The sequence below is a fragment of the Citrobacter amalonaticus genome (assembly GCF_037053465.1).
GTDB classification, from domain to species: Bacteria; Pseudomonadota; Gammaproteobacteria; order Enterobacterales; family Enterobacteriaceae; genus Citrobacter_A; species Citrobacter_A amalonaticus_H.
Genome location: NZ_JBALIF010000010.1, coordinates 1 through 18,860 on the forward strand (window position 1 = coordinate 1; position 18,860 = coordinate 18,860).

General features: G+C 51.4%; 17 protein-coding genes and 1 rRNA gene. 9 read left to right on the forward strand and 9 right to left on the reverse strand.

Going from position 1 to position 18,860, the window contains the following annotated elements; translation table 11 throughout:
- The first annotated feature begins 4 nt into the window (after window positions 1–4).
- Window positions 5–120, forward strand: a 5S ribosomal RNA gene (gene rrf / locus WB371_RS16435).
- Window positions 121–382: 262 nt separating this feature from the next.
- Here rrf and mobB read toward each other — a convergent pair.
- Both mobB and mobA read right to left on the reverse strand, forming a co-directional pair.
- Window positions 383–889, reverse strand: a complete 507-nt coding sequence (gene mobB / locus WB371_RS16440) for a molybdopterin-guanine dinucleotide biosynthesis protein MobB (protein WP_336221234.1) — start codon at window positions 887–889, stop codon at window positions 383–385.
- Window positions 889–1,470: a molybdenum cofactor guanylyltransferase MobA gene (mobA, locus tag WB371_RS16445; RefSeq protein WP_336221111.1), complete on the reverse strand. Its 582-nt coding sequence runs from the start codon at window positions 1,468–1,470 to the stop codon at window positions 889–891. The genes mobB and mobA overlap by 1 nt, the downstream gene beginning before the upstream one ends.
- A 69-nt stretch (window positions 1,471–1,539) precedes the next feature.
- On the opposite strand from mobA, the gene WB371_RS16450 reads away from it, so the two are divergent.
- From WB371_RS16450 to dsbA, 3 genes are all read left to right on the forward strand, one after another.
- On the forward strand, window positions 1,540–1,809 hold the full coding sequence (locus WB371_RS16450; RefSeq protein ID WP_336221112.1) for a YihD family protein: 270 nt from the start codon (window positions 1,540–1,542) through the stop codon (window positions 1,807–1,809).
- A gap of 77 nt (window positions 1,810–1,886) precedes the next feature.
- Window positions 1,887–2,873, forward strand: coding sequence for a serine/threonine protein kinase (locus WB371_RS16455; RefSeq protein ID WP_336221113.1), 987 nt, complete (start codon window positions 1,887–1,889; stop codon window positions 2,871–2,873).
- A gap of 14 nt (window positions 2,874–2,887) precedes the next feature.
- Window positions 2,888–3,511, forward strand: coding sequence for a thiol:disulfide interchange protein DsbA (dsbA, locus tag WB371_RS16460; protein WP_336221114.1), 624 nt, complete (start codon window positions 2,888–2,890; stop codon window positions 3,509–3,511).
- Between the two features lie 12 nt (window positions 3,512–3,523).
- Here dsbA and WB371_RS16465 read toward each other — a convergent pair whose 3' ends face one another.
- Entirely contained in the window at window positions 3,524–4,459 is a 936-nt protein-coding gene (locus WB371_RS16465) for an acyltransferase (RefSeq protein ID WP_336221115.1), read from the reverse strand.
- Between the two features lie 364 nt (window positions 4,460–4,823).
- Here WB371_RS16465 and polA point away from each other — a divergent pair, with 364 nt between their 5' ends.
- Complete coding sequence (polA, locus tag WB371_RS16470; RefSeq protein ID WP_336221116.1) at window positions 4,824–7,610, forward strand: DNA polymerase I; 2,787 nt, start codon at window positions 4,824–4,826, stop codon at window positions 7,608–7,610.
- Between the two features lie 357 nt (window positions 7,611–7,967).
- Here the strand turns inward: polA and yihA are convergent, their stop codons facing one another.
- On the reverse strand, window positions 7,968–8,600 hold the full coding sequence (yihA, locus tag WB371_RS16475) for a ribosome biogenesis GTP-binding protein YihA/YsxC (protein ID WP_336221117.1): 633 nt from the start codon (window positions 8,598–8,600) through the stop codon (window positions 7,968–7,970).
- 271 nt (window positions 8,601–8,871) lie between these two features.
- On the opposite strand from yihA, the gene WB371_RS23870 reads away from it, so the two are divergent.
- The 3 genes from WB371_RS23870 (at window position 8,872) to hemN (ending at window position 11,246) form a co-directional block, all read left to right on the forward strand.
- Complete coding sequence (locus tag WB371_RS23870; protein WP_420704059.1) at window positions 8,872–9,072, forward strand: hypothetical protein; 201 nt, start codon at window positions 8,872–8,874, stop codon at window positions 9,070–9,072.
- 103 nt (window positions 9,073–9,175) lie between these two features.
- A complete protein-coding gene (gene yihI, locus WB371_RS16480) occupies window positions 9,176–9,685 on the forward strand; it encodes a Der GTPase-activating protein YihI (protein WP_336221118.1) in 510 nt (169 codons plus the stop codon).
- A gap of 187 nt (window positions 9,686–9,872) precedes the next feature.
- Window positions 9,873–11,246, forward strand: coding sequence for an oxygen-independent coproporphyrinogen III oxidase (gene hemN / locus WB371_RS16485; RefSeq protein WP_336221119.1), 1,374 nt, complete (start codon window positions 9,873–9,875; stop codon window positions 11,244–11,246).
- 86 nt (window positions 11,247–11,332) lie between these two features.
- Here the strand turns inward: hemN and WB371_RS16490 are convergent, their stop codons facing one another.
- The 4 genes from WB371_RS16490 to glnA all read right to left on the reverse strand — a co-directional run bounded on the left by WB371_RS16490 (window position 11,333) and on the right by glnA (window position 15,707).
- The gene (locus WB371_RS16490; RefSeq protein ID WP_090050632.1) at window positions 11,333–11,443 is read right to left on the reverse strand and encodes a YshB family small membrane protein; all 111 of its coding nucleotides are present in this window, start codon (window positions 11,441–11,443) and stop codon (window positions 11,333–11,335) included.
- A gap of 110 nt (window positions 11,444–11,553) precedes the next feature.
- Entirely contained in the window at window positions 11,554–12,963 is a 1,410-nt protein-coding gene (gene glnG, locus WB371_RS16495) for a nitrogen regulation protein NR(I) (protein WP_336221120.1), read from the reverse strand.
- 8 nt (window positions 12,964–12,971) lie between these two features.
- Window positions 12,972–14,021, reverse strand: coding sequence for a nitrogen regulation protein NR(II) (gene glnL / locus WB371_RS16500; RefSeq protein ID WP_336221121.1), 1,050 nt, complete (start codon window positions 14,019–14,021; stop codon window positions 12,972–12,974).
- Between the two features lie 276 nt (window positions 14,022–14,297).
- Entirely contained in the window at window positions 14,298–15,707 is a 1,410-nt protein-coding gene (gene glnA / locus WB371_RS16505; RefSeq protein WP_336221122.1) for a glutamate--ammonia ligase, read from the reverse strand.
- Between the two features lie 376 nt (window positions 15,708–16,083).
- Here glnA and typA point away from each other — a divergent pair, with 376 nt between their 5' ends.
- Window positions 16,084–17,907, forward strand: a complete 1,824-nt coding sequence (gene typA, locus WB371_RS16510; protein WP_336221123.1) for a ribosome-dependent GTPase TypA — start codon at window positions 16,084–16,086, stop codon at window positions 17,905–17,907.
- 232 nt (window positions 17,908–18,139) lie between these two features.
- Here typA and ompL read toward each other — a convergent pair whose 3' ends face one another.
- Window positions 18,140–18,832, reverse strand: coding sequence for a porin OmpL (gene ompL / locus WB371_RS16515; protein WP_336221235.1), 693 nt, complete (start codon window positions 18,830–18,832; stop codon window positions 18,140–18,142).
- Window positions 18,833–18,860 lie beyond the last annotated feature (28 nt).

The window sequence follows — 18,860 nt, forward strand, 5'->3', positions numbered from 1 at the left end:
TTTGCCTGGCGGCCGTAGCGCGGTGGTCCCACCTGACCCCATGCCGAACTCAGAAGTGAAACGCCGTAGCGCCGATGGTAGTGTGGGGTCTCCCCATGCGAGAGTAGGGAACTGCCAGGCATCAAATAAAACAAAAGGCGCGGTCGAAAGACCGGGCCTTTTGTTTTATCTGTTGTCAGCCGGTGAGCGACTCTCTGAGAGGAGGACAAATCCGCCGGGAGCGGATTTGAACGTTGCGCAGCAACGGCCCGGAGGGTGGCGGGCAGGACGCCCGCCATAAACTGCCAGGCATCAAATAAAGCGAAGGGCCCGGTCGAAAGACCGGGCCTTTTTGCGTTATGTGAATGGTCATTCAAACCGCGCAAAACGAATCTTCTCCGCCTTACTGTTTCTGTAGCCAACGCAGAATGAATGCTGAAATCTGCGGTATATCATTAAGATCCAGGACAGGAACTGCGACAGGAAGCGGTATATCACTGGCAACCGCAATGACATGCTCATCAATGGTTAATTCCTTCACGCTGTGCCCACATCCCTGACGAAAAAGTAAAATCTTCGCAACGGCTTCATGCTTAAACCCCTCAACGAACACCATATCGAGCGTAGACGCATCCATCCTGCTGAGCAGATAGGCTAAATCCAGCTCGGGTTCCTCCGGCGTTTCAGTCATCAGCGCCCAACGTTGCTGACTGGCGACCAGCGTTTGTGCAGCCCCAGCTTTTCGTAATTCATAGCTGTCCTTACCCGGTTTATCCACATCCATATTATGATGTGTGTGCTTGATGAGTCCCGGGCGGATCCCCGCCGCGCAAAGGGCGGGGATCAGTTTCTTGAGCAATGTCGTTTTCCCTGTTCCGCTCCACGCCGCGATAGCCAGTAACGGAATCATCATTTCTTCTGCCATTTAGCAAGCTCCTCAGGCGTATTCACATTCACGAACGCGTCCTTGCAGTCGCTAAAATCAACGGCATGTCCACCGGCCTGACGCATAAAAACCATTACCCGACGCTCACCGGACTGTAGATAGTCCAGTAAAAAGGATTGAACCGAGCGATTAACTAACGCAATGGTGGGATGATCCCGCTCACCATCGTGTACCCAGACTACCGGAGCCTGATTACGCCGGGCAGTTAACCTTTCAGCAAGGATATGTGGAATAAAAGGCGTATCGCAGGGACAAAACAGGAACCAGTCGCCACTTTCCTGTTGGAACACAGAGAGCATACCTGCCAGCGGGCCGGGAAAATCTGCCATCACATCTGAAACGACCTTCAGGCCGCCTGACTGATAAATTTCCTGGTGACGGTTGGCGTTCACAATCACCTTATCCAGTTGCGATGAAAGCGCATCAGCGACATGTTTCCACAATGGTTTTCCTTTTAGCTCAAGCAAACCTTTATCAATACCGCCCATTCGCCTGGCCTTTCCGCCAGCCAGTACAACCCCAGTAACTGCACTACCCTGATTCACTGATATCGCCTCTTTTAATGTGGGATTGACCCTGCTAACGTGTCTGTATCAAGAGTAAGGAGCACGACCATGAAATGTAAACGCCTGAATGAAGTTATTGAACTCCTGCAGCCAGCCTGGCAAAAAGAGCCGGATCTTAATTTGATGCAATTTTTGCAGAAACTGGCAAAAGAGTCAGGTTTTGACGGCGACCTGGCCGATTTAACCGACGATATTCTGATCTATCACCTGAAAATGCGCGACTCGGCAAAAGATGCGGTTATTCCGGGGATCCAGAAAGACTACGAAGAAGATTTCAAAACGGCACTGCTGCGCGCTCGTGGCGTCATTAAAGAGTAAAAGCTTGTAAGCGGAGCCACCGAAATCGCTATGAAATGATATCCTGAATCATTCGACGTATTTTTCCGGATGACGGGATGAACGACAACGCTTTTACTTTCCAGACATTACACCCGGATACCATCATGGATGCGCTGTTTGAGCAGGGGATCCGGGTGGATTCGGGTCTTACCCCGCTTAACAGCTACGAAAACCGCGTCTACCAGTTTCAGGACGAAGATCGGCAACGCTTTGTCGTCAAATTTTATCGTCCCGAGCGTTGGTCTGTGGATCAGATCCTGGAAGAGCATCAATTTGCTATTGAACTGCTTGAAGACGACGTCCCGGTTGCCGCTCCGCTGGCGTTTAATGGCCAGACGCTATTGTCCCATCAGGGTTTCCATTACGCGATTTTTCCAAGCGTAGGAGGACGTCAGTTCGAAGCGGACAATATTGATCAAATGGAAGCGGTTGGTCGTTATCTCGGGCGTCTGCATCAGATAGGTCGTAAGCATTCCTTTGTTTATCGACCTGCTATGGGGCTGGATGAATATCTTGTTGAGCCGCGTAAACTCTTCGAGACAGCCGAGCTTATCCCATCAGGGCAAAAGGCGGCTTTCCTGAAGGCGACGGATGCCCTGATTGCGGCAGTCACCGAGCGGTGGCATTCGAACTTTGACCTGCTACGTCTGCATGGTGACTGTCATGCTGGCAATATTCTCTGGCGTGACGGACCATTATTTGTGGATTTAGATGATTCACGTAATGGCCCGGCCATTCAGGATCTGTGGATGCTTCTTAATGGTGACAAGGCTGAGCAACGCATGCAGCTGGAAACGATTATTGAAGCTTATGAAGAAGTTAGTAAGTTCAATATAATAGAAATCGGATTGATTGAACCTTTACGAGCTATGCGTTTGGTTTATTATCTTGCCTGGCTGATGCGTCGTTGGAACGATCCTGCGTTTCCAAAGAACTTCCCCTGGTTGACCGGAGAAGATTACTGGCAACGACAGACCGCAACATTTATCGAACAGGCGAAAGTTCTGCAAGAACCCCCATTACAATTAACACCTATGTATTAATCGGAGACGTAATCATGAAAAAGATTTGGCTGGCGCTGGCTGGTATGGTTTTAGCTTTTAGCGCATCGGCAGCGCAATTCGAGAATGGCAAACAGTACACCACGCTGGAGAAGCCTGTTGCCGGTGAACCACAGGTGTTGGAGTTCTTCTCTTTCTATTGTCCGCACTGCTATCAGTTTGAAGAAGTGCTTCATGTTTCTGATAACGTGAAGAAAAAACTTCCGGAAGGCGTCAAAATGACCAAATACCACGTTGAATTCCTGGGTCCGTTAGGCAAGGAACTGACGCAGGCGTGGGCCGTGGCGATGGCGTTGGGCGTAGAAGATAAAGTGACCGTGCCAATGTTTGAAGCGGTGCAGAAAACGCAGACAGTACAGAGCGTTGCAGATATCCGTAAAGTCTTCGTTGATGCCGGTATCAAAGGCGAAGATTACGATGCGGCGTGGAATAGCTTTGTGGTGAAATCGCTGGTTGCACAGCAGGAAAAAGCAGCTTCTGACCTGCAATTGCAGGGCGTTCCGGCAATGTTTGTTAACGGCAAATATCAGGTGAACCCGCAGGGCATGGATACCAGTAGCATGGATATCTTTGTTCAGCAGTATGCCGATACGGTGAAATACCTGGTTGGTAAGAAATAAAAGAAACGCCGGTCACTGACCGGCGTTTTTGTTTGTCGCTTTAATCTCTTCTATTTGAAGATCTTTTTCGCTCCAGAGTGTATTCAACCAAAGCTGGAAGCGACGCTTAAATCCTTTGTCGTTAACGTAGTCGCCATGTAGATCTTCGGTAACAGGCTGCATATCCACGCGAACGACAATCCGCGTCAGCTTCCCGCTAAGCATATCGAAAAATGGCGTTCTGTCATTTTCCGGATAACACAGCGTAACGTTAAGCAGTTTGTCGAACTGCGAACCCAGGACGTTCAATGCCATCGCGATGCCTGCGGCTTTCGGTGGTAAAAGATACTTAAACGGTGAGCGAGTCTGCTGGTGTTTTTCTTCAGTAAAGCGAGAGCCTTCGACAAAATTCACGATCGTGGTGGGATGGATACGAAACTTTTCGCAGGAGCGGCGGGTGGTCTCAACGTCTTTACCCCGACGTTCCGGATGGCGCAGGAGATAAGCGCGCGAGTAACGCTTCATAAACGGCATATCCAGCGCCCAGCAGGCGAGACCGATAAAAGGTACCCAGGCTAGCTGCTGCTTCAGGAAGTACTTATTCATGGGAATGTGTTTACGAAAGAGCACGCATAGCACCACGATATCGGCCCAACTGTGATGATTACATACCAGCAAGTACCAGTTTTTCTTGCTCAACCCTTCCATACCTTCCACATCCCATTTCAGCCAGGGGTTGAGGTGTAAAAGAAGCGCGAGCCCTTCGCACCAGCAATACATCATGAAATTGCAAAACAGGGAAACCCTGCGCCAGATGTAAGGAATCGGCAGCAGGAGTTTTACCAGTCCAGCAAGAATGATCGGTACAGAGCAAAGAATTGTGACCAAAATAGTCAATACGATGCTCAGCAACAGGGTGATCGCAGCGAGCAATCTCGTCAGGATTAAATTATTCAAAGGATTAGCCATAAACAGTACGCTAAAGCCGCGCAAGGGGGCTGATTTTATCAGAAAATGGCCCAAATAACGGTTCTTCCTGTCAGCGAAAAATTCGCTATATCTATCCACACTGCGTAATTCAATGAAAACATAAAAGGTTTACGTTATAAAAATCATAACATATTGAAAATAAATGATAAAAATGATGAAAAGAAAAGCATTTATTTGAAATTAAATCGATGTAAATTAATTATACACAAAGTTATCCACAGCTCGCTTTGCGAGCGATCCAGAAGATCTGCAAAAGATTTACGACAAATGCGGTGAAAAACTCATGTTTTCATCCTGTCTGTGGCATCCTTTACCCATAATCTGATAAACAGGCACGGACATTATGGTTCAGATCCCAGAAAACCCACTTATCCTTGTAGATGGTTCCTCGTATCTCTATCGCGCATACCACGCGTTCCCGCCGCTAACCAACAGCGCAGGCGAACCGACAGGTGCGATGTACGGTGTCCTTAACATGCTGCGCAGCCTGATCCTGCAGTATCAACCAACGCATGCCGCCGTGGTCTTTGATGCCAAGGGTAAAACCTTCCGTGACGAACTGTTCGAGCATTACAAATCACATCGCCCGCCGATGCCGGATGATTTGCGTGCGCAGATCGAGCCGCTGCATGCGATGGTAAAAGCGATGGGGTTGCCGCTTCTGGCTGTATCCGGCGTGGAAGCCGACGACGTGATCGGTACACTGGCCCGTGAAGCGGAAAAAGCAGGGCGTCCGGTGCTGATCAGTACGGGTGATAAAGATATGGCCCAGTTGGTGACGCCAAATATTACGCTCATCAACACCATGACCAATACTATTCTTGGCCCGGATGAAGTGGTGACAAAATACGGTGTGCCGCCGGAGCTGATCATCGATTTCCTGGCGCTGATGGGCGATTCCTCCGATAACATTCCGGGTGTACCGGGCGTCGGGGAAAAGACCGCTCAGGCGTTGCTACAGGGGCTGGGGGGACTGGATACCCTTTACGCTGAGTCCGATAAAATTGCCGGGTTGACGTTTCGTGGCGCGAAAACCATGGCAGCAAAACTTGAGCAAAATAAAGACGTTGCTTATCTCTCTTACCAACTGGCGACGATCAAAACGGACGTTGAGCTGGAGTTGACCTGTGAGCAGCTTGAAGTACAGCAGCCGATCGCCGACGAACTGGTCAGTTTATTCAAAAAGTATGAGTTCAAGCGCTGGACTGCGGATGTTGAAAGCGGTAAATGGCTCCAGGCTAAAGGGACAAAACCGGCCGCTAAGCCGCAAGAGACGATGGTTGTCGAAAAAACAGCAGAAGCCCCCGCTGCCGTGCTTTCTTACGAGAATTACGTGACCATTCTTGATGAAGCAATGCTGGAAGCGTGGATTGCGAAGCTGAAAAAAGCGCCGGTGTTTGCTTTCGATACCGAGACTGACAGCCTGGACAACGTTTCGGCCAATCTGGTTGGACTTTCCTTTGCCACCGAGCCGGGCGTCGCGGCATATATTCCGGTAGCGCATGACTATCTGGACGCGCCGGATCAGATCTCGCGCGATCGCGCGCTGGAAATGCTCAAGCCCCTGCTGGAGGATGAAAAGGCACGGAAGGTTGGGCAAAACCTGAAGTACGATCGCGGTATTCTGGCGAACTATGGCATCGAATTGCGCGGCATCGCTTTTGATACCATGCTCGAATCATACATCCTGAACAGTGTTGTCGGGCGTCATGATATGGACAGCCTGTCCGAACGTTGGTTGAAGCATAAAACAATCACGTTCGAAGAGATTGCGGGTAAAGGTAAGAATCAACTGACCTTTAATCAGATCGCGCTGGAGGAGGCCGGGCGATATGCGGCGGAAGATGCAGATGTCACGTTGCAACTGCACCTGAAAATGTGGCCAGAACTGCAGCAACACAAAGGGCCACTGAATGTCTTTGAAAACATCGAGATGCCGTTGGTGCCGGTGTTATCGCGCGTGGAACGTAACGGTGTGAAAATCGACCCAGCGGTGTTGCACAAACATTCTGAAGAGATAACCCTGCGTCTGGCGGAACTGGAACAGAAAGCCCATGACATTGCCGGAGAGGTGTTTAATCTCTCTTCAACCAAACAGTTGCAGACTATCCTGTTCGAAAAACAGGGCATTAAACCGCTGAAGAAAACCCCAGGCGGGGCGCCCTCAACGTCAGAAGAGGTGCTCGAAGAACTGGCGCTGGACTATCCACTACCGAAAGTGATTCTTGAGTATCGTGGCCTGGCGAAGTTGAAATCAACCTACACCGACAAGCTGCCGTTGATGATAAACCCGAAAACCGGGAGAGTGCACACCTCGTATCATCAGGCCGTGACTGCAACAGGTCGCCTGTCATCAACCGACCCAAACCTGCAAAACATTCCGGTGCGTAACGAGGAAGGACGTCGTATCCGTCAGGCATTTATCCCGCCTAAGGATTACGTGATTGTTTCTGCGGACTATTCTCAGATTGAGTTGCGCATTATGGCGCACTTGTCACATGACAAAGGGCTGTTGAAGGCGTTTGCAGAAGGCAAAGACATTCACCGCGCAACCGCTGCGGAAGTGTTTGGCTTGCCGCTGGAGACGGTGACAAACGAACAGCGTCGCAGTGCGAAAGCGATTAACTTTGGTCTTATCTATGGTATGAGCGCATTCGGTCTGGCACGTCAACTGAACATTCCACGTAAGGAAGCGCAGAAATACATGGACCTCTATTTCGAACGCTATCCGGGGGTTCTGGAATATATGGAACGTACCCGCGCTCAGGCGAAAGAGCAGGGCTATGTTGAAACGCTGGAAGGTCGCCGTCTCTATTTGCCGGATATCAAATCCAGCAATGGCGCGCGACGTGCCGGCGCCGAGCGCGCGGCGATCAACGCCCCAATGCAGGGAACCGCTGCTGATATCATCAAACGTGCGATGATTGCTGTCGATGCCTGGTTAGAAACGGAAAAACCGCGTGTCCGAATGATTATGCAGGTACACGATGAACTGGTGTTTGAAGTGCACAAAGAGGACCTGGATGCCGTAGCGAAAAAGATCCACCAGTTGATGGAGAACTGTACTCAAATTGATGTGCCGTTGCTGGTGGAAGTGGGAAGCGGTGAAAACTGGGATCAGGCGCACTAACTGTTCACGGAATAACGCGTTTTTTTCGTAATTGAGCAACATTTGAAAGCGCGTTTTGTGATGGGCATTGGAATTTCTTATGTAAAGAGTGAAAAAAAATTACAAAAAGTGCTTTCTGAGCTGCTCAAAAAAGAGTAAAGTTATTCGCGTAGGGTACAGAGGTAAGATGTTCTATCTTTCAGACCTTTTACTTCACGTAATCGGATTTGGCTGAATATTTTAGCCGCCCCAGTCAGTTTCTGACTGGGGCGTTTTTTATTGTACTCTGCGTACTTCACGCTGCAGGTGCGTCGGCTTCCTCGCACACCTCAGGCACTTACTGATGTAAGTGCCTGAAGATTCACTGCGTCGCAAAAGTTACTTCCCGTTCTGCACCTCTTCTACAGGTGCCAGCTCGCTAAACCAGCTGTCCAGTTTCTGGCGTAATTTGTCCACGCCCTGTTTTTTCAGTGATGAAAACGCCTCAACCTGCACGTCACCGTTAAAGGCCAGTACCGCTTCACGCACCATATTCAACTGCGCTTTGCGCGCGCCGCTCGCCAGTTTGTCTGCTTTGGTCAGCAGTACCAGCACCTGAATGTTGCTTTCCACAGCCCATTGAATCATCTGTTGGTCGAGATCTTTCAGCGGGTGGCGAATGTCCATTAATACAACCAGTCCTTGCAGACTCTGCCGTTTTTCCAGATATTCGCCCAGCGCGCGTTGCCATTTGCGCTTCATCTCTTCCGGCACTTCTGCATAGCCATAGCCCGGCAGGTCAACAAGACGTTTACCGTCAACCACTTCAAACAGGTTAATAAGCTGAGTACGGCCAGGGGTTTTTGAGGTACGGGCGAGGCTCTTCTGGTTAGTCAGGGTATTCAGCGCACTGGATTTGCCTGCGTTGGAACGGCCAGCGAAAGCCACTTCAATTCCGGTATCGGAAGGTAAATGGCGAATATCAGGCGCGCTCATCACAAAGTGCGTCTGTTGATAATTCAGGTTAATCAAAGCGGTCGTCTCCGTCAGTCAAAGCTTTGCCGCGATTATACCTGAACAGCAGCAAAAGACGGATTTTTCGACATGGCCTTCTGTAAGCATTAACCCTGCATTTTGTGAGACATTGCCGATCGTCCTTATGCGAAATTTCAGAGTGATTGCAGGCTAATTAATTAAATAAGCTAAATAAATCAGCATATTAATATTTTGTAATATTCTGAAAATGAGGGATCTGTGCGCCTGGCCGCTTGTTACTTTGCTCTAAAAGAGTACAGTACTCCCCATAGCGAGGAGTGCTGAGAGGAAGACGACTCAGGAAGAGGGTCAGGAGCGCCAGGAGGCGAAGACACAGGATTGTCAGGATGACAAGCGTCCGGAGACGTTAGTATACGGAAATGGAAAAGACACGGAGCGTTCCAGGCTGAAGGAAAAACAGGGTGTGTTGAGAGCCGACAAGGAATGTAGGACCCGTTCAGGGTCGTGAGTAAGGTGAAAAGGCGACAGAGCAATCTGTCGCCTTTTTTCTTTATTTCTGCTAGATTCCGGCGCAATTATATACTGAATAAAACAGCCAAAGACGAATCACTATGAAACCCACTTCTACACCACGCGGCAAAGGTCCTGCAAAGGCGCGCCGTAAAACCCGCGAAGAGCTGAATCAGGAAGCTCGTGACCGTAAGCGTCAGAAAAAACACCGTGGACACGCGGCGGGTAGCCGTGCGACCGGTGGTGACGCGGCGTCTGGCAGCAAAAACCAGAACAAACAGAAAGATCCGCGTATTGGCAGTAAAACCCCCATTCCATTGGGCGTGACCGAAAAGGTCACCAAACAGCACAAACCGAAGAGTGAGAAACCTATGCTTTCACCGCAGGCTGAGTTGGATTTACTGGAAACGGATGAGCGCCTGGATGCGCTGTTAGAACGTCTGGAAGCAGGCGAAACCCTGAGCGCGGAAGACCAGTCCTGGGTTGATGCCAAACTGGATCGCATCGATGAACTGATGCAGAAGCTGGGTCTCTCCTACGACGATGATGAAGACGATGAAGAAGACGAGAAGCAGGAAGATATGATGCGCCTGCTGCGGGGTGGAAACTAACGGTTTACACCGTGGGCCTGCCCGTACTCCTTATAACCCTTCCGGTTATATGTTATCTGGTGTGGTTATTCGTTAAACTACAGCGGTTGTCGCGGCGACAGAAGTGGCTGCGCAGCCGGCTTATCACTCGCAACGGAGTGGGTCCGGCCCGACGTACCCGCCAGAGACGCCATCGGAAGGAGTGAGCATGTCTGACCAACAAATAGACTGGGATCTGGCCCTGATCCAGAAATATAACTATTCCGGGCCGCGCTATACCTCGTACCCGACCGCGCTGGAGTTTTCCGATGCGTTTGGCGAACCCGCGTTTCTGCAGGCGGTTGCACGTTATCCTGAGCGCCCGCTCTCGCTTTACGTCCACATCCCGTTTTGCCATAAACTCTGCTATTTCTGCGGCTGCAATAAGATTGTGACCCGCCAACAGCACAAGGCCGATCAGTATCTGGATGCGCTGGAACAAGAAATTTTTCACCGTGCGCCGCTGTTTGCCGGACGCCATGTCAGTCAGTTGCACTGGGGCGGCGGTACGCCAACTTACCTGAATAAGGCACAAATCAGCCGCCTGATGACGCTGCTGCGTAGTCACTTCCACTTCAATGCGGATGCGGAAATTTCGATCGAAGTCGATCCCCGCGAAATTGAACTGGACGTACTCGATCACTTACGGGCGGAAGGGTTTAACCGCCTGAGCATGGGCGTACAGGACTTCAACAAAGAGGTCCAGCGACTGGTTAACCGAGAGCAGGACGAAGCGTTTATCTTTGCACTGCTGAATCATGCTCGCGACATCGGTTTTACCTCGACCAATATCGATCTGATCTACGGCTTGCCAAAGCAGACGCCAGAAAGTTTCGCGTTTACCCTGAAGCGGGTAGCAGAACTTAGTCCCGATCGTCTGAGCGTCTTTAACTACGCGCATTTGCCGACGCTGTTCGCTGCCCAGCGCAAAATTAAGGATGCCGATCTGCCCAGCGCGCAACAGAAGCTGGATATTTTGCAGGAAACCATCTCAACGTTGACGCAGACCGGCTATCAGTTTATCGGCATGGATCACTTTGCGCGCCCGGATGATGAACTGGCGGTTGCCCAGCGTGAAGGCGTTCTCCACCGTAATTTCCAGGGATACACCACTCAGGGCGATACCGATCTTCTGGGGATGGGGGTTTCCGCCATCAGCATGATTGGCGACTGCTACGCGCAGAACCAGAAAGAGCTGAAACACTACTACCAGCAGGTGGATGAGCAGGGTAATGCCTTATGGCGCGGTATCGCGCTGACCCGTGATGATTGTATCCGTCGCGACGTGATCAAGTCGCTGATCTGCAACTTCCGCCTCGACTATGCCGCGGTTGAACAGCAGTGGGATTTGATGTTCGAAGAGTATTTTGCAGAAGATCTGAAATTGTTAGCACCGCTGGCGAAGGACGGGCTGGTGGATGTGACAGCGAAGGGCATTCAGGTCACGCCGAAAGGCCGTTTGCTGATTCGAAACATCTGCATGTGCTTTGACGCTTATCTGCGCCAGAAAGCACGGATGCAGCAGTTTTCGCGCGTCATATAGCCAGATTGCCCGGTGGCGCTTCGCTTACCGGGCCTACAAAACTCAAAACGTAGGTCGGGTAAGCGAAGCGCCACCCGACAAAACGGCTAGCTGAACAGTCCAACCAGCGCTGCGCACAGCACCGCGGCGACCGCTGTCTGTGGCGTGTGGCTATCAACTGCACCGCTTGATAATAGATTAATGATAGATTCCAGCATGATAACTCCCCCGTTTGCCGGGCACGATCATACTGAACTCATCGGAACAGTAAAGTACAGAATAACGGCAATTTGCGCCCAATAAGTAATCTTTACACAAGCGTGTGAGATTACTCCATTCCCAGCTCTTTTAACTTACGCGTCAGGGTATTACGTCCCCAGCCGAGTAAGCGTGCTGCTTCCTGTTTATGGCCCTGCGTATGGCGCAGGGCCGTCGTAAGCAATGTGCGCTCCATTTCAGGCTGCGCTTCCGACAGCAGATTCTGATGACCGGAACGCAGTGCGCGATCCGCCCACTGCGCCAGCAGCGTCGCCCAGCTATCCGGTTGCATATGCGACGGGCTGTCTGGCACGGTGGCTTCAAACAATTCACCAGGCAGATCCTGAATCAAGACCTCTTGCCCGGCGGCCATCACGGTGAGCCAGCGACAGGTATTTTCCAGTTGGCGAACGTTGCCCGGCCAGGCCAGACGCGTCAAAGCCGCTTCGGTTTCCGGATGCAGCAACTTGGCCTCAACGCCCAGTTCGCGTGCGGCAACTTGCAGGAAGTGGCGTGCCAGGCGTGGAATATCCTCGCGCCGCTCGCGCAACGGCGGCAAGTGTACGCGTATAACATTCAGACGATGGAACAGATCTTCACGAAACTTGCCTTCCTGCACACGCAGTTCCAGGTTCTGGTGAGTCGCAGCGATGATTCGTACGTCCACTTTCACCGGCGCATAGCCGCCCACGCGATAAAACTGGCCGTCGGCTAATACGCGCAGTAAACGGGTCTGCACATCCAGCGGCATATCGCCAATCTCATCGAGAAACAGCGTACCGCCATCCGCCTGTTCGAAACGTCCCTGACGAATGGTGTTCGCGCCGGTGAACGCCCCTTTTTCATGCCCAAACAGCTCGGATTCGATCAAATCCTTAGGGATCGCGGCCATGTTCAGGGCGATAAACGGCGCTTTGGCGCGCGGGCTGTGGCGATGCAGGGCATGGGCAACCAGCTCTTTACCGGTTCCGGATTCCCCGTTAATCAGCACGCTGATAGAGGAACGCGACAAGCGCCCGATAATACGAAACACATCCTGCATGGCTGGCGCTTCGCCAATGATGTCCGTTGTCGGGCCATTGATCTGAATATTGCGCGGTTGCTGCTGTTCCTGATAGTGGCTGATAGCACGTTCAACCAGCGCCACCGCCTCATCGATATCAAAAGGTTTTGGCAGATAATCAAACGCCCCTTGCTGATAAGCGCTGACGGCGGCATCCAGATCGGAATGGGCGGTCATAATGATGACTGGTAGCATCGGATGACGCTGCTTGATCTGTTTTAGCAATGCCAGCCCGTCCATTCCCGGCATACGAATATCAGACAGCAGAACGTCCGGCGTTTTGCTCGCCAGCGCGTTCAGCACCTCATTACCGTTTTCAAAGGTCGTACAATTCAGACCCGCTCCGGCGAGAGCACGTTCAAGCACCCAACGGATGGAACTATCGTCATCGACTACCCAGACTATCCCTCGTTGCATAAGCACCTCTATTTCCGAATCGGCAGGTAAACCGAGAACTCGGTATGACCTGGCCAACTGGTAAATTCAATTTTGCCGGAATGCTGATCGATCAAATTGCGGGCGATGGATAAGCCCAGCCCGGTACCGCCTTCGCGGCCGCTGACCATGGGGTAAAACAGCGTATCCTGTAAGTGTGGGGGAATACCCGGCCCGTTGTCTTCGACGTCAATGCGTGCCGTCAGGCGATAGCGCTCGCCGTGCAAGGTGAGTTGAAATGCAGTGCGGGTACGTAGCACGATTTCTCCCCCCTCTGGCCCCAGCGCCTGCAACGCATTGCGGACAATGTTTAACAGTACCTGTTCTATCTGTTCCGGGTCGTGCGGCAATTCCGGCAGGCTGGGATCGTAATCGCGCACCAGCGTGACGTTTTCCGGAAGCTCCATTGAAACCAGCGCCACCACGCGTTCGGCGACCTTGTGAATGCTTTCGGTGACATGCGTTCCCGGCATTTGTGGACCTAACAGCCTGTCGACCAGATTACGTAATCTGTCCGCCTGCTCGATAATCACCCTGGTATATTCCAGTAGCGCCGGGTCGGGCAGGGCTTTACTCAATAGCTGTGCTGCGCCGCGTAATCCACCCAGCGGGTTTTTTATCTCATGCGCAAGTCCACGTACCAGATCGCGCGCGGCGACCTGCTGAGCGTGCTGGAGCTGCTCCTGGCTCAGGCGGCGCTGATTATCCATCGGCGCCATTTCGAGCAGAATCTGTCCGTCCGGTAAACGTTGCGCGGTAAGCGACAAGATGTGAGAGCGCCCGTCAATGACCAACGTAACCTCATTGTCGGTAAAGCCTTGTCCCGCCTCTAAGCTCTCACGCATCAGCGCAATATTTAAGGAAAAATAGCTCAGGAGTTCAGGAAGCGGAGTACCAAACAGCTTGCGGGAGCTCTGGGCGAGGAGCTGCTGCGCGGCGGGATTCGCGTAATGTATCGCCAGCTCGTCATCGACCAGTAAGATGCTGTTGATCAACGAATTGAGGATCTGCCCAGCATCGGGCAGCGTGCCTGTTGCCATACAGCAGTCTCCTGAATAATTTGCACCAATTTAGTGCATTATAGCTTTTTATGTAGAAAAAGCGCGAAGGATCAGTTTGTTGGCGGAGAAAAAAGCCCATCGTGTGATGGGCTACAGATGAATGACAAACATTGTGCCGGATACCTGCTTCGCCTTATCTAGCCTACAAGGTTTACAACCCGGCAGGAGCGATAAGCTTGCGGCATCGGGCATTTAGGTGTTTGCCATCAATCTCAAGCCTGCCAGAGACAGGCTAAAAGTTTCCACGGCTAAACCTTAAACGCTGTAGTACAGCTCAAACTCTACCGGGTGCGGCGTCATGCGCACGCGGTCGTTTTCTTCAATGCGCAGTGCGATGTAAGCATCGATGGCTTCATCAGTGAACACGCCGCCTGCTTTCAGGAACTCACGGTCCAGATCCAGCTCGTTCAGTGCTTCTTCCAGAGAACCGGCAACCTGTGGGATCTCTTTCGCTTCTTCCGGCGGCAGGTCATACAGGTTTTTGTCCATCGCTTCGCCCGGGTGGATCTTGTTCTTAATACCGTCAAGACCAGCCATCAGCAGGGCTGCAAAGCACAGGTACGGGTTTGCTGCCGGATCCGGGAAGCGGACTTCGATACGACGTGCTTTCGGAGAGGCCACCACAGGAATACGGATAGAGGCAGAACGGTTACGCGCAGAGTAAGCCAGCATCACCGGTGCTTCGTAACCCGGGACCAGACGCTTGTATGAGTTGGTGGTTGGGTTCGCCAGGGCGTTGATGGCTTTCGCGTGTTTGATCACGCCGCCGATGTAGTACAGCGCTTGCTCAGACAGGCCAGCATATTTGTCGCCAGAGAACAGGTTCACACCGTTTTTGGACAGGGACATGTGGCAGTGCATACCGGAACCATTATCGCCGAACATCGGTTTTGGCATGAAGGTCGCAGTTTTACCGAAGCGGTGAGCGACGTTGTGCACCACATATTTGTAGATCTGAATTTCGTCGGCTTTTTTGGTCATGGTGTTGAAGCGGGTTGCCACTTCGTTTTGACCCGCAGTGGCCACTTCATGGTGGTGAGCTTCAACCACCAGACCCATCTGTTCCATCACCAGGCACATTTCAGAACGGATGTCCTGAGCGGAGTCAACTGGCGGAACCGGGAAGTAACCGCCTTTCACTGCCGGGCGGTGACCTTTGTTACCACCTTCGTACTGGGTGGAAGAGTTCCATGCGCCTTCGATATCATCGATAGCCACGTGAGAACCGGAGATTGACGCGCCGAAACGGATGTCGTCAAACAGGAAGAATTCAGGTTCTGGCCCGAACAGAACGGTATCCGCGATACCGGTGGAACGCAGGTATTCTTCAGCGCGCTTAGCGATAGAACGCGGGTCGCGGTCATAGCCCTGCAGGGTGCCCGGTTCCAGGATATCGCAACGGATGATCAGCGTAGAATCCGCGAAGAACGGGTCAATAACTGCGGTAGACGCGTCTGGCATCAGAACCATGTCGGATTCGTTGATGCCTTTCCAGCCACCAATTGAAGAGCCGTCAAACATTTTGCCTTCTTCAAAGAATTCGGCATTCACCTGATGAGCAGGAATCGTGACGTGCTGTTCTTTACCTTTGGTATCAGTGAAGCGCAGATCAACAAACTTCACTTCGTGCTCATTCAGCATCGTCAAAACGTGTTCAGCGGACATACTTAACTCTCCAGATTGGTCATGGTCGTCGTGGTAACGAGGTGTTCAATTCTTTCATTATTGGCCGTGTCGCCGTAAAAAAGATAAAGCGAAATCTGTGCCAACTTTTAAATTGCCCCTAAAAGGCGTTATCATGCGCACCATCGTGCAAAAGGGCTGCACCATGATGTGTGTGTTGCACCAATATAGTGCTTTAATGTGAACATTAAGCACCATGCTGGTGCAATGAGCCGTGTATAACCCTTTTAACGCTCCGTGAAAGCGATCACAAAGAAACTCTGCACTACTTGTTTGCGGAGGATGTTTGTGATCCTGTTTTGTAGTGCGATTAATCCGTGTACAATAACGCGCTATTTCTAATGCCTGAGGCAAAGTTGTGATCGAAAATTTGCGTAACATCGCCATCATCGCGCACGTTGACCATGGTAAAACTACCCTGGTTGATAAGCTGCTGCAGCAATCCGGTACGTTCGACTCTCGTGCCGAAACTCAAGAGCGTGTGATGGACTCCAACGATTTGGAGAAAGAGCGTGGGATTACCATCCTCGCGAAAAACACCGCTATCAAATGGAATGATTACCGTATCAACATCGTTGATACCCCAGGGCACGCAGACTTCGGTGGTGAAGTAGAGCGTGTCATGTCCATGGTTGACTCTGTGCTGCTGGTGGTTGACGCATTTGACGGCCCAATGCCGCAGACGCGCTTCGTGACCAAAAAAGCGTTTGCTCACGGCCTGAAGCCGATCGTGGTCATCAACAAAGTTGACCGTCCTGGCGCGCGTCCGGACTGGGTTGTCGATCAGGTATTTGACCTGTTCGTAAACCTCGACGCGACTGACGAACAGCTGGACTTCCCGATCATCTACGCTTCCGCGCTGAACGGTATTGCCGGTCTGGATCACGAAGATATGGCGGAAGACATGACCCCGCTGTATCAGGCCATTGTTGACCACGTACCTGCGCCGGACGTTGACCTTGATGGTCCGTTCCAGATGCAGATCTCCCAGCTGGACTACAACAACTACGTTGGCGTTATCGGTATCGGTCGCATCAAACGCGGTAAAGTGAAGCCGAACCAGCAGATCACTATCATCGATAGCGAAGGCAAAACCCGTAACGGTAAAGTGGGCAAAGTGCTGACTCACCTGGGGCTGGAGCGTATCGACAGCGATCTGGCGGAAGCGGGCGATATCATCGCGATCACCGGTCTGGGCGAGCTGAACATCTCTGACACCATCTGCGATCCGCAGAATGTGGAAGCGCTGCCGGCCCTGTCTGTTGATGAACCGACTGTTACCATGTTCTTCAACGTCAACACCTCTCCGTTCTGCGGCAAAGAAGGTAAATACGTTACTTCTCGTCAGATCCTTGATCGTCTGAACAAAGAGCTGGTGCACAACGTAGCGCTGCGTGTTGAAGAAACGGAAGATGCGGACGCGTTCCGTGTTTCCGGTCGTGGTGAACTGCACCTGTCGGTGCTGATCGAAAACATGCGTCGTGAAGGTTTCGAAATGGCGGTTTCCCGTCCGAAAGTTATCTTCCGCGAAATCGACGGCCGTAAACAAGAGCCGTTCGAAAACGTGACGCTGGACGTTGAAGAGCAACACCAGGGGTCTGTCATGCAGGCGCTGGGTGAGCGTAAGGGCGACCTGAAAAACATGAATCCGGACGGCAAAGGCCGCGTGCGTCTCGACTACGTGATCCCAAGCCGCGGTCTGATCGGTTTCCGTTCAGAATTCATGACTATGACCTCCGGTACTGGCCTGTTGTACTCCACCTTCAGCCACTACGACGATGTACGTCCGGGTGAAGTGGGTCAGCGTCAGAACGGCGTACTGATCTCCAACGGTCAGGGTAAAGCGGTTGCGTTTGCACTGTTCGGTTTGCAGGATCGCGGTAAGCTGTTCCTGGGTCACGGTGCAGAAGTGTACGAAGGCCAGATCATCGGTATTCACAGCCGTTCTAACGACCTGACGGTTAACTGTCTGACTGGTAAGAAACTGACCAACATGCGTGCGTCTGGTACTGACGAAGCAACGGTTCTGGTTCCGCCGGTTAAGATGACGCTGGAGCAAGCGCTTGAGTTCATCGATGACGACGAACTGGTTGAAGTGACGCCGCAGTCTATCCGTATCCGTAAACGTCACCTGACGGAAAACGATCGTCGCCGCGCGAACCGTGGACCGAAAGAAGAGTAATTCACGCTCTTATGACGAGAAAAGCCGCTGATATCAGCGGCTTAAATTTTCTGGCAAACGATGAAATGCCCGATGGCGCAAGCTTATCGGGCCTACAAAGATTGTATAACGCATTGATATTTCGGTCTTACGTAGGCCGGATAAGGTGTCAGCCGCCATCCGGCAAGACCAATACCGGATTTGTCAACAATCTGAAGCCGCTGATTCCAGCGGCTTTTCTTTTTTCGGGCTGTCAGAAGAAATATTTTACCCCAACGCGAATCTGGTTCTGTTCACGATGATAGGGTTCTACATACCGGTCCAGCCAGCGTAGTTCCAGATAAGGCAGCCAGTTCTGGTTTATCCGATAGCGGAAGGTGTTGGTTATTTCCCAGTGGTGATCCTTGCCATTGCTGCTATTAAAGTCATTTACCCGCATAAAATAGTGTGGTTCGAAGGTATATGAAAACTTATCGGTAATCGTGAAATTCCAGTAGTTACCGATTTCATAGGTGTCGTTATTATCCAGCTTTCCATTTAAATCAATGGAGCTGTAATTATTATGGTTATAGCGGTTACGTACGGTCAGGTTAAACCACGGGGTAAATTTGTAGTTCACATCCAGATAGACCGCGCCGCTGGAACCAATACTTTTGTCGGTGATTAATCCGCCGGGTTGGATCGTCAGTTTGTCTGTCGGTTTGAATAACGGATACCAGCCTTCAATCTCGTTGTAGCCATGTTTTAACTCATCTTTACGCTGTAACGTGTAGGTGTTTGTGAGCATAATGCCCGCGCCCATATCGAAGTTATAGCCAACACGCAGCATAATTTCTTGTTGGTCTGAGGCCAGATTATACGCTTCCCGGTTTTCAACATATGCACCGGCAAAAGCAGAGGTGGAAATCACGGAAGATAATAAAATACTAGAGGTTAATGTTTTCATCATAAATCCATTATTTTTAGACGTAGGG

Coding starts and splice junctions, on each gene's coding strand:
- mobB (WP_336221234.1), bottom strand. CDS start 889: ATGATTCCGTTACTGGCTATCGCGGCGTGGAGCGGAACAGGGAAAACG.
- WB371_RS16450 (WP_336221112.1), top strand. CDS start 1,540: ATGAAATGTAAACGCCTGAATGAAGTTATTGAACTCCTGCAGCCAGCC.
- WB371_RS16455 (WP_336221113.1), top strand. CDS start 1,887: ATGAACGACAACGCTTTTACTTTCCAGACATTACACCCGGATACCATC.
- dsbA (WP_336221114.1), top strand. CDS start 2,888: ATGAAAAAGATTTGGCTGGCGCTGGCTGGTATGGTTTTAGCTTTTAGC.
- WB371_RS16465 (WP_336221115.1), bottom strand. CDS start 4,459: ATGGCTAATCCTTTGAATAATTTAATCCTGACGAGATTGCTCGCTGCG.
- polA (WP_336221116.1), top strand. CDS start 4,824: ATGGTTCAGATCCCAGAAAACCCACTTATCCTTGTAGATGGTTCCTCG.
- yihI (WP_336221118.1), top strand. CDS start 9,176: ATGAAACCCACTTCTACACCACGCGGCAAAGGTCCTGCAAAGGCGCGC.
- hemN (WP_336221119.1), top strand. CDS start 9,873: ATGTCTGACCAACAAATAGACTGGGATCTGGCCCTGATCCAGAAATAT.
- WB371_RS16490 (WP_090050632.1), bottom strand. CDS start 11,443: ATGCTGGAATCTATCATTAATCTATTATCAAGCGGTGCAGTTGATAGC.
- glnG (WP_336221120.1), bottom strand. CDS start 12,963: ATGCAACGAGGGATAGTCTGGGTAGTCGATGACGATAGTTCCATCCGT.
- glnL (WP_336221121.1), bottom strand. CDS start 14,021: ATGGCAACAGGCACGCTGCCCGATGCTGGGCAGATCCTCAATTCGTTG.
- glnA (WP_336221122.1), bottom strand. CDS start 15,707: ATGTCCGCTGAACACGTTTTGACGATGCTGAATGAGCACGAAGTGAAG.
- ompL (WP_336221235.1), bottom strand. CDS start 18,832: ATGAAAACATTAACCTCTAGTATTTTATTATCTTCCGTGATTTCCACC.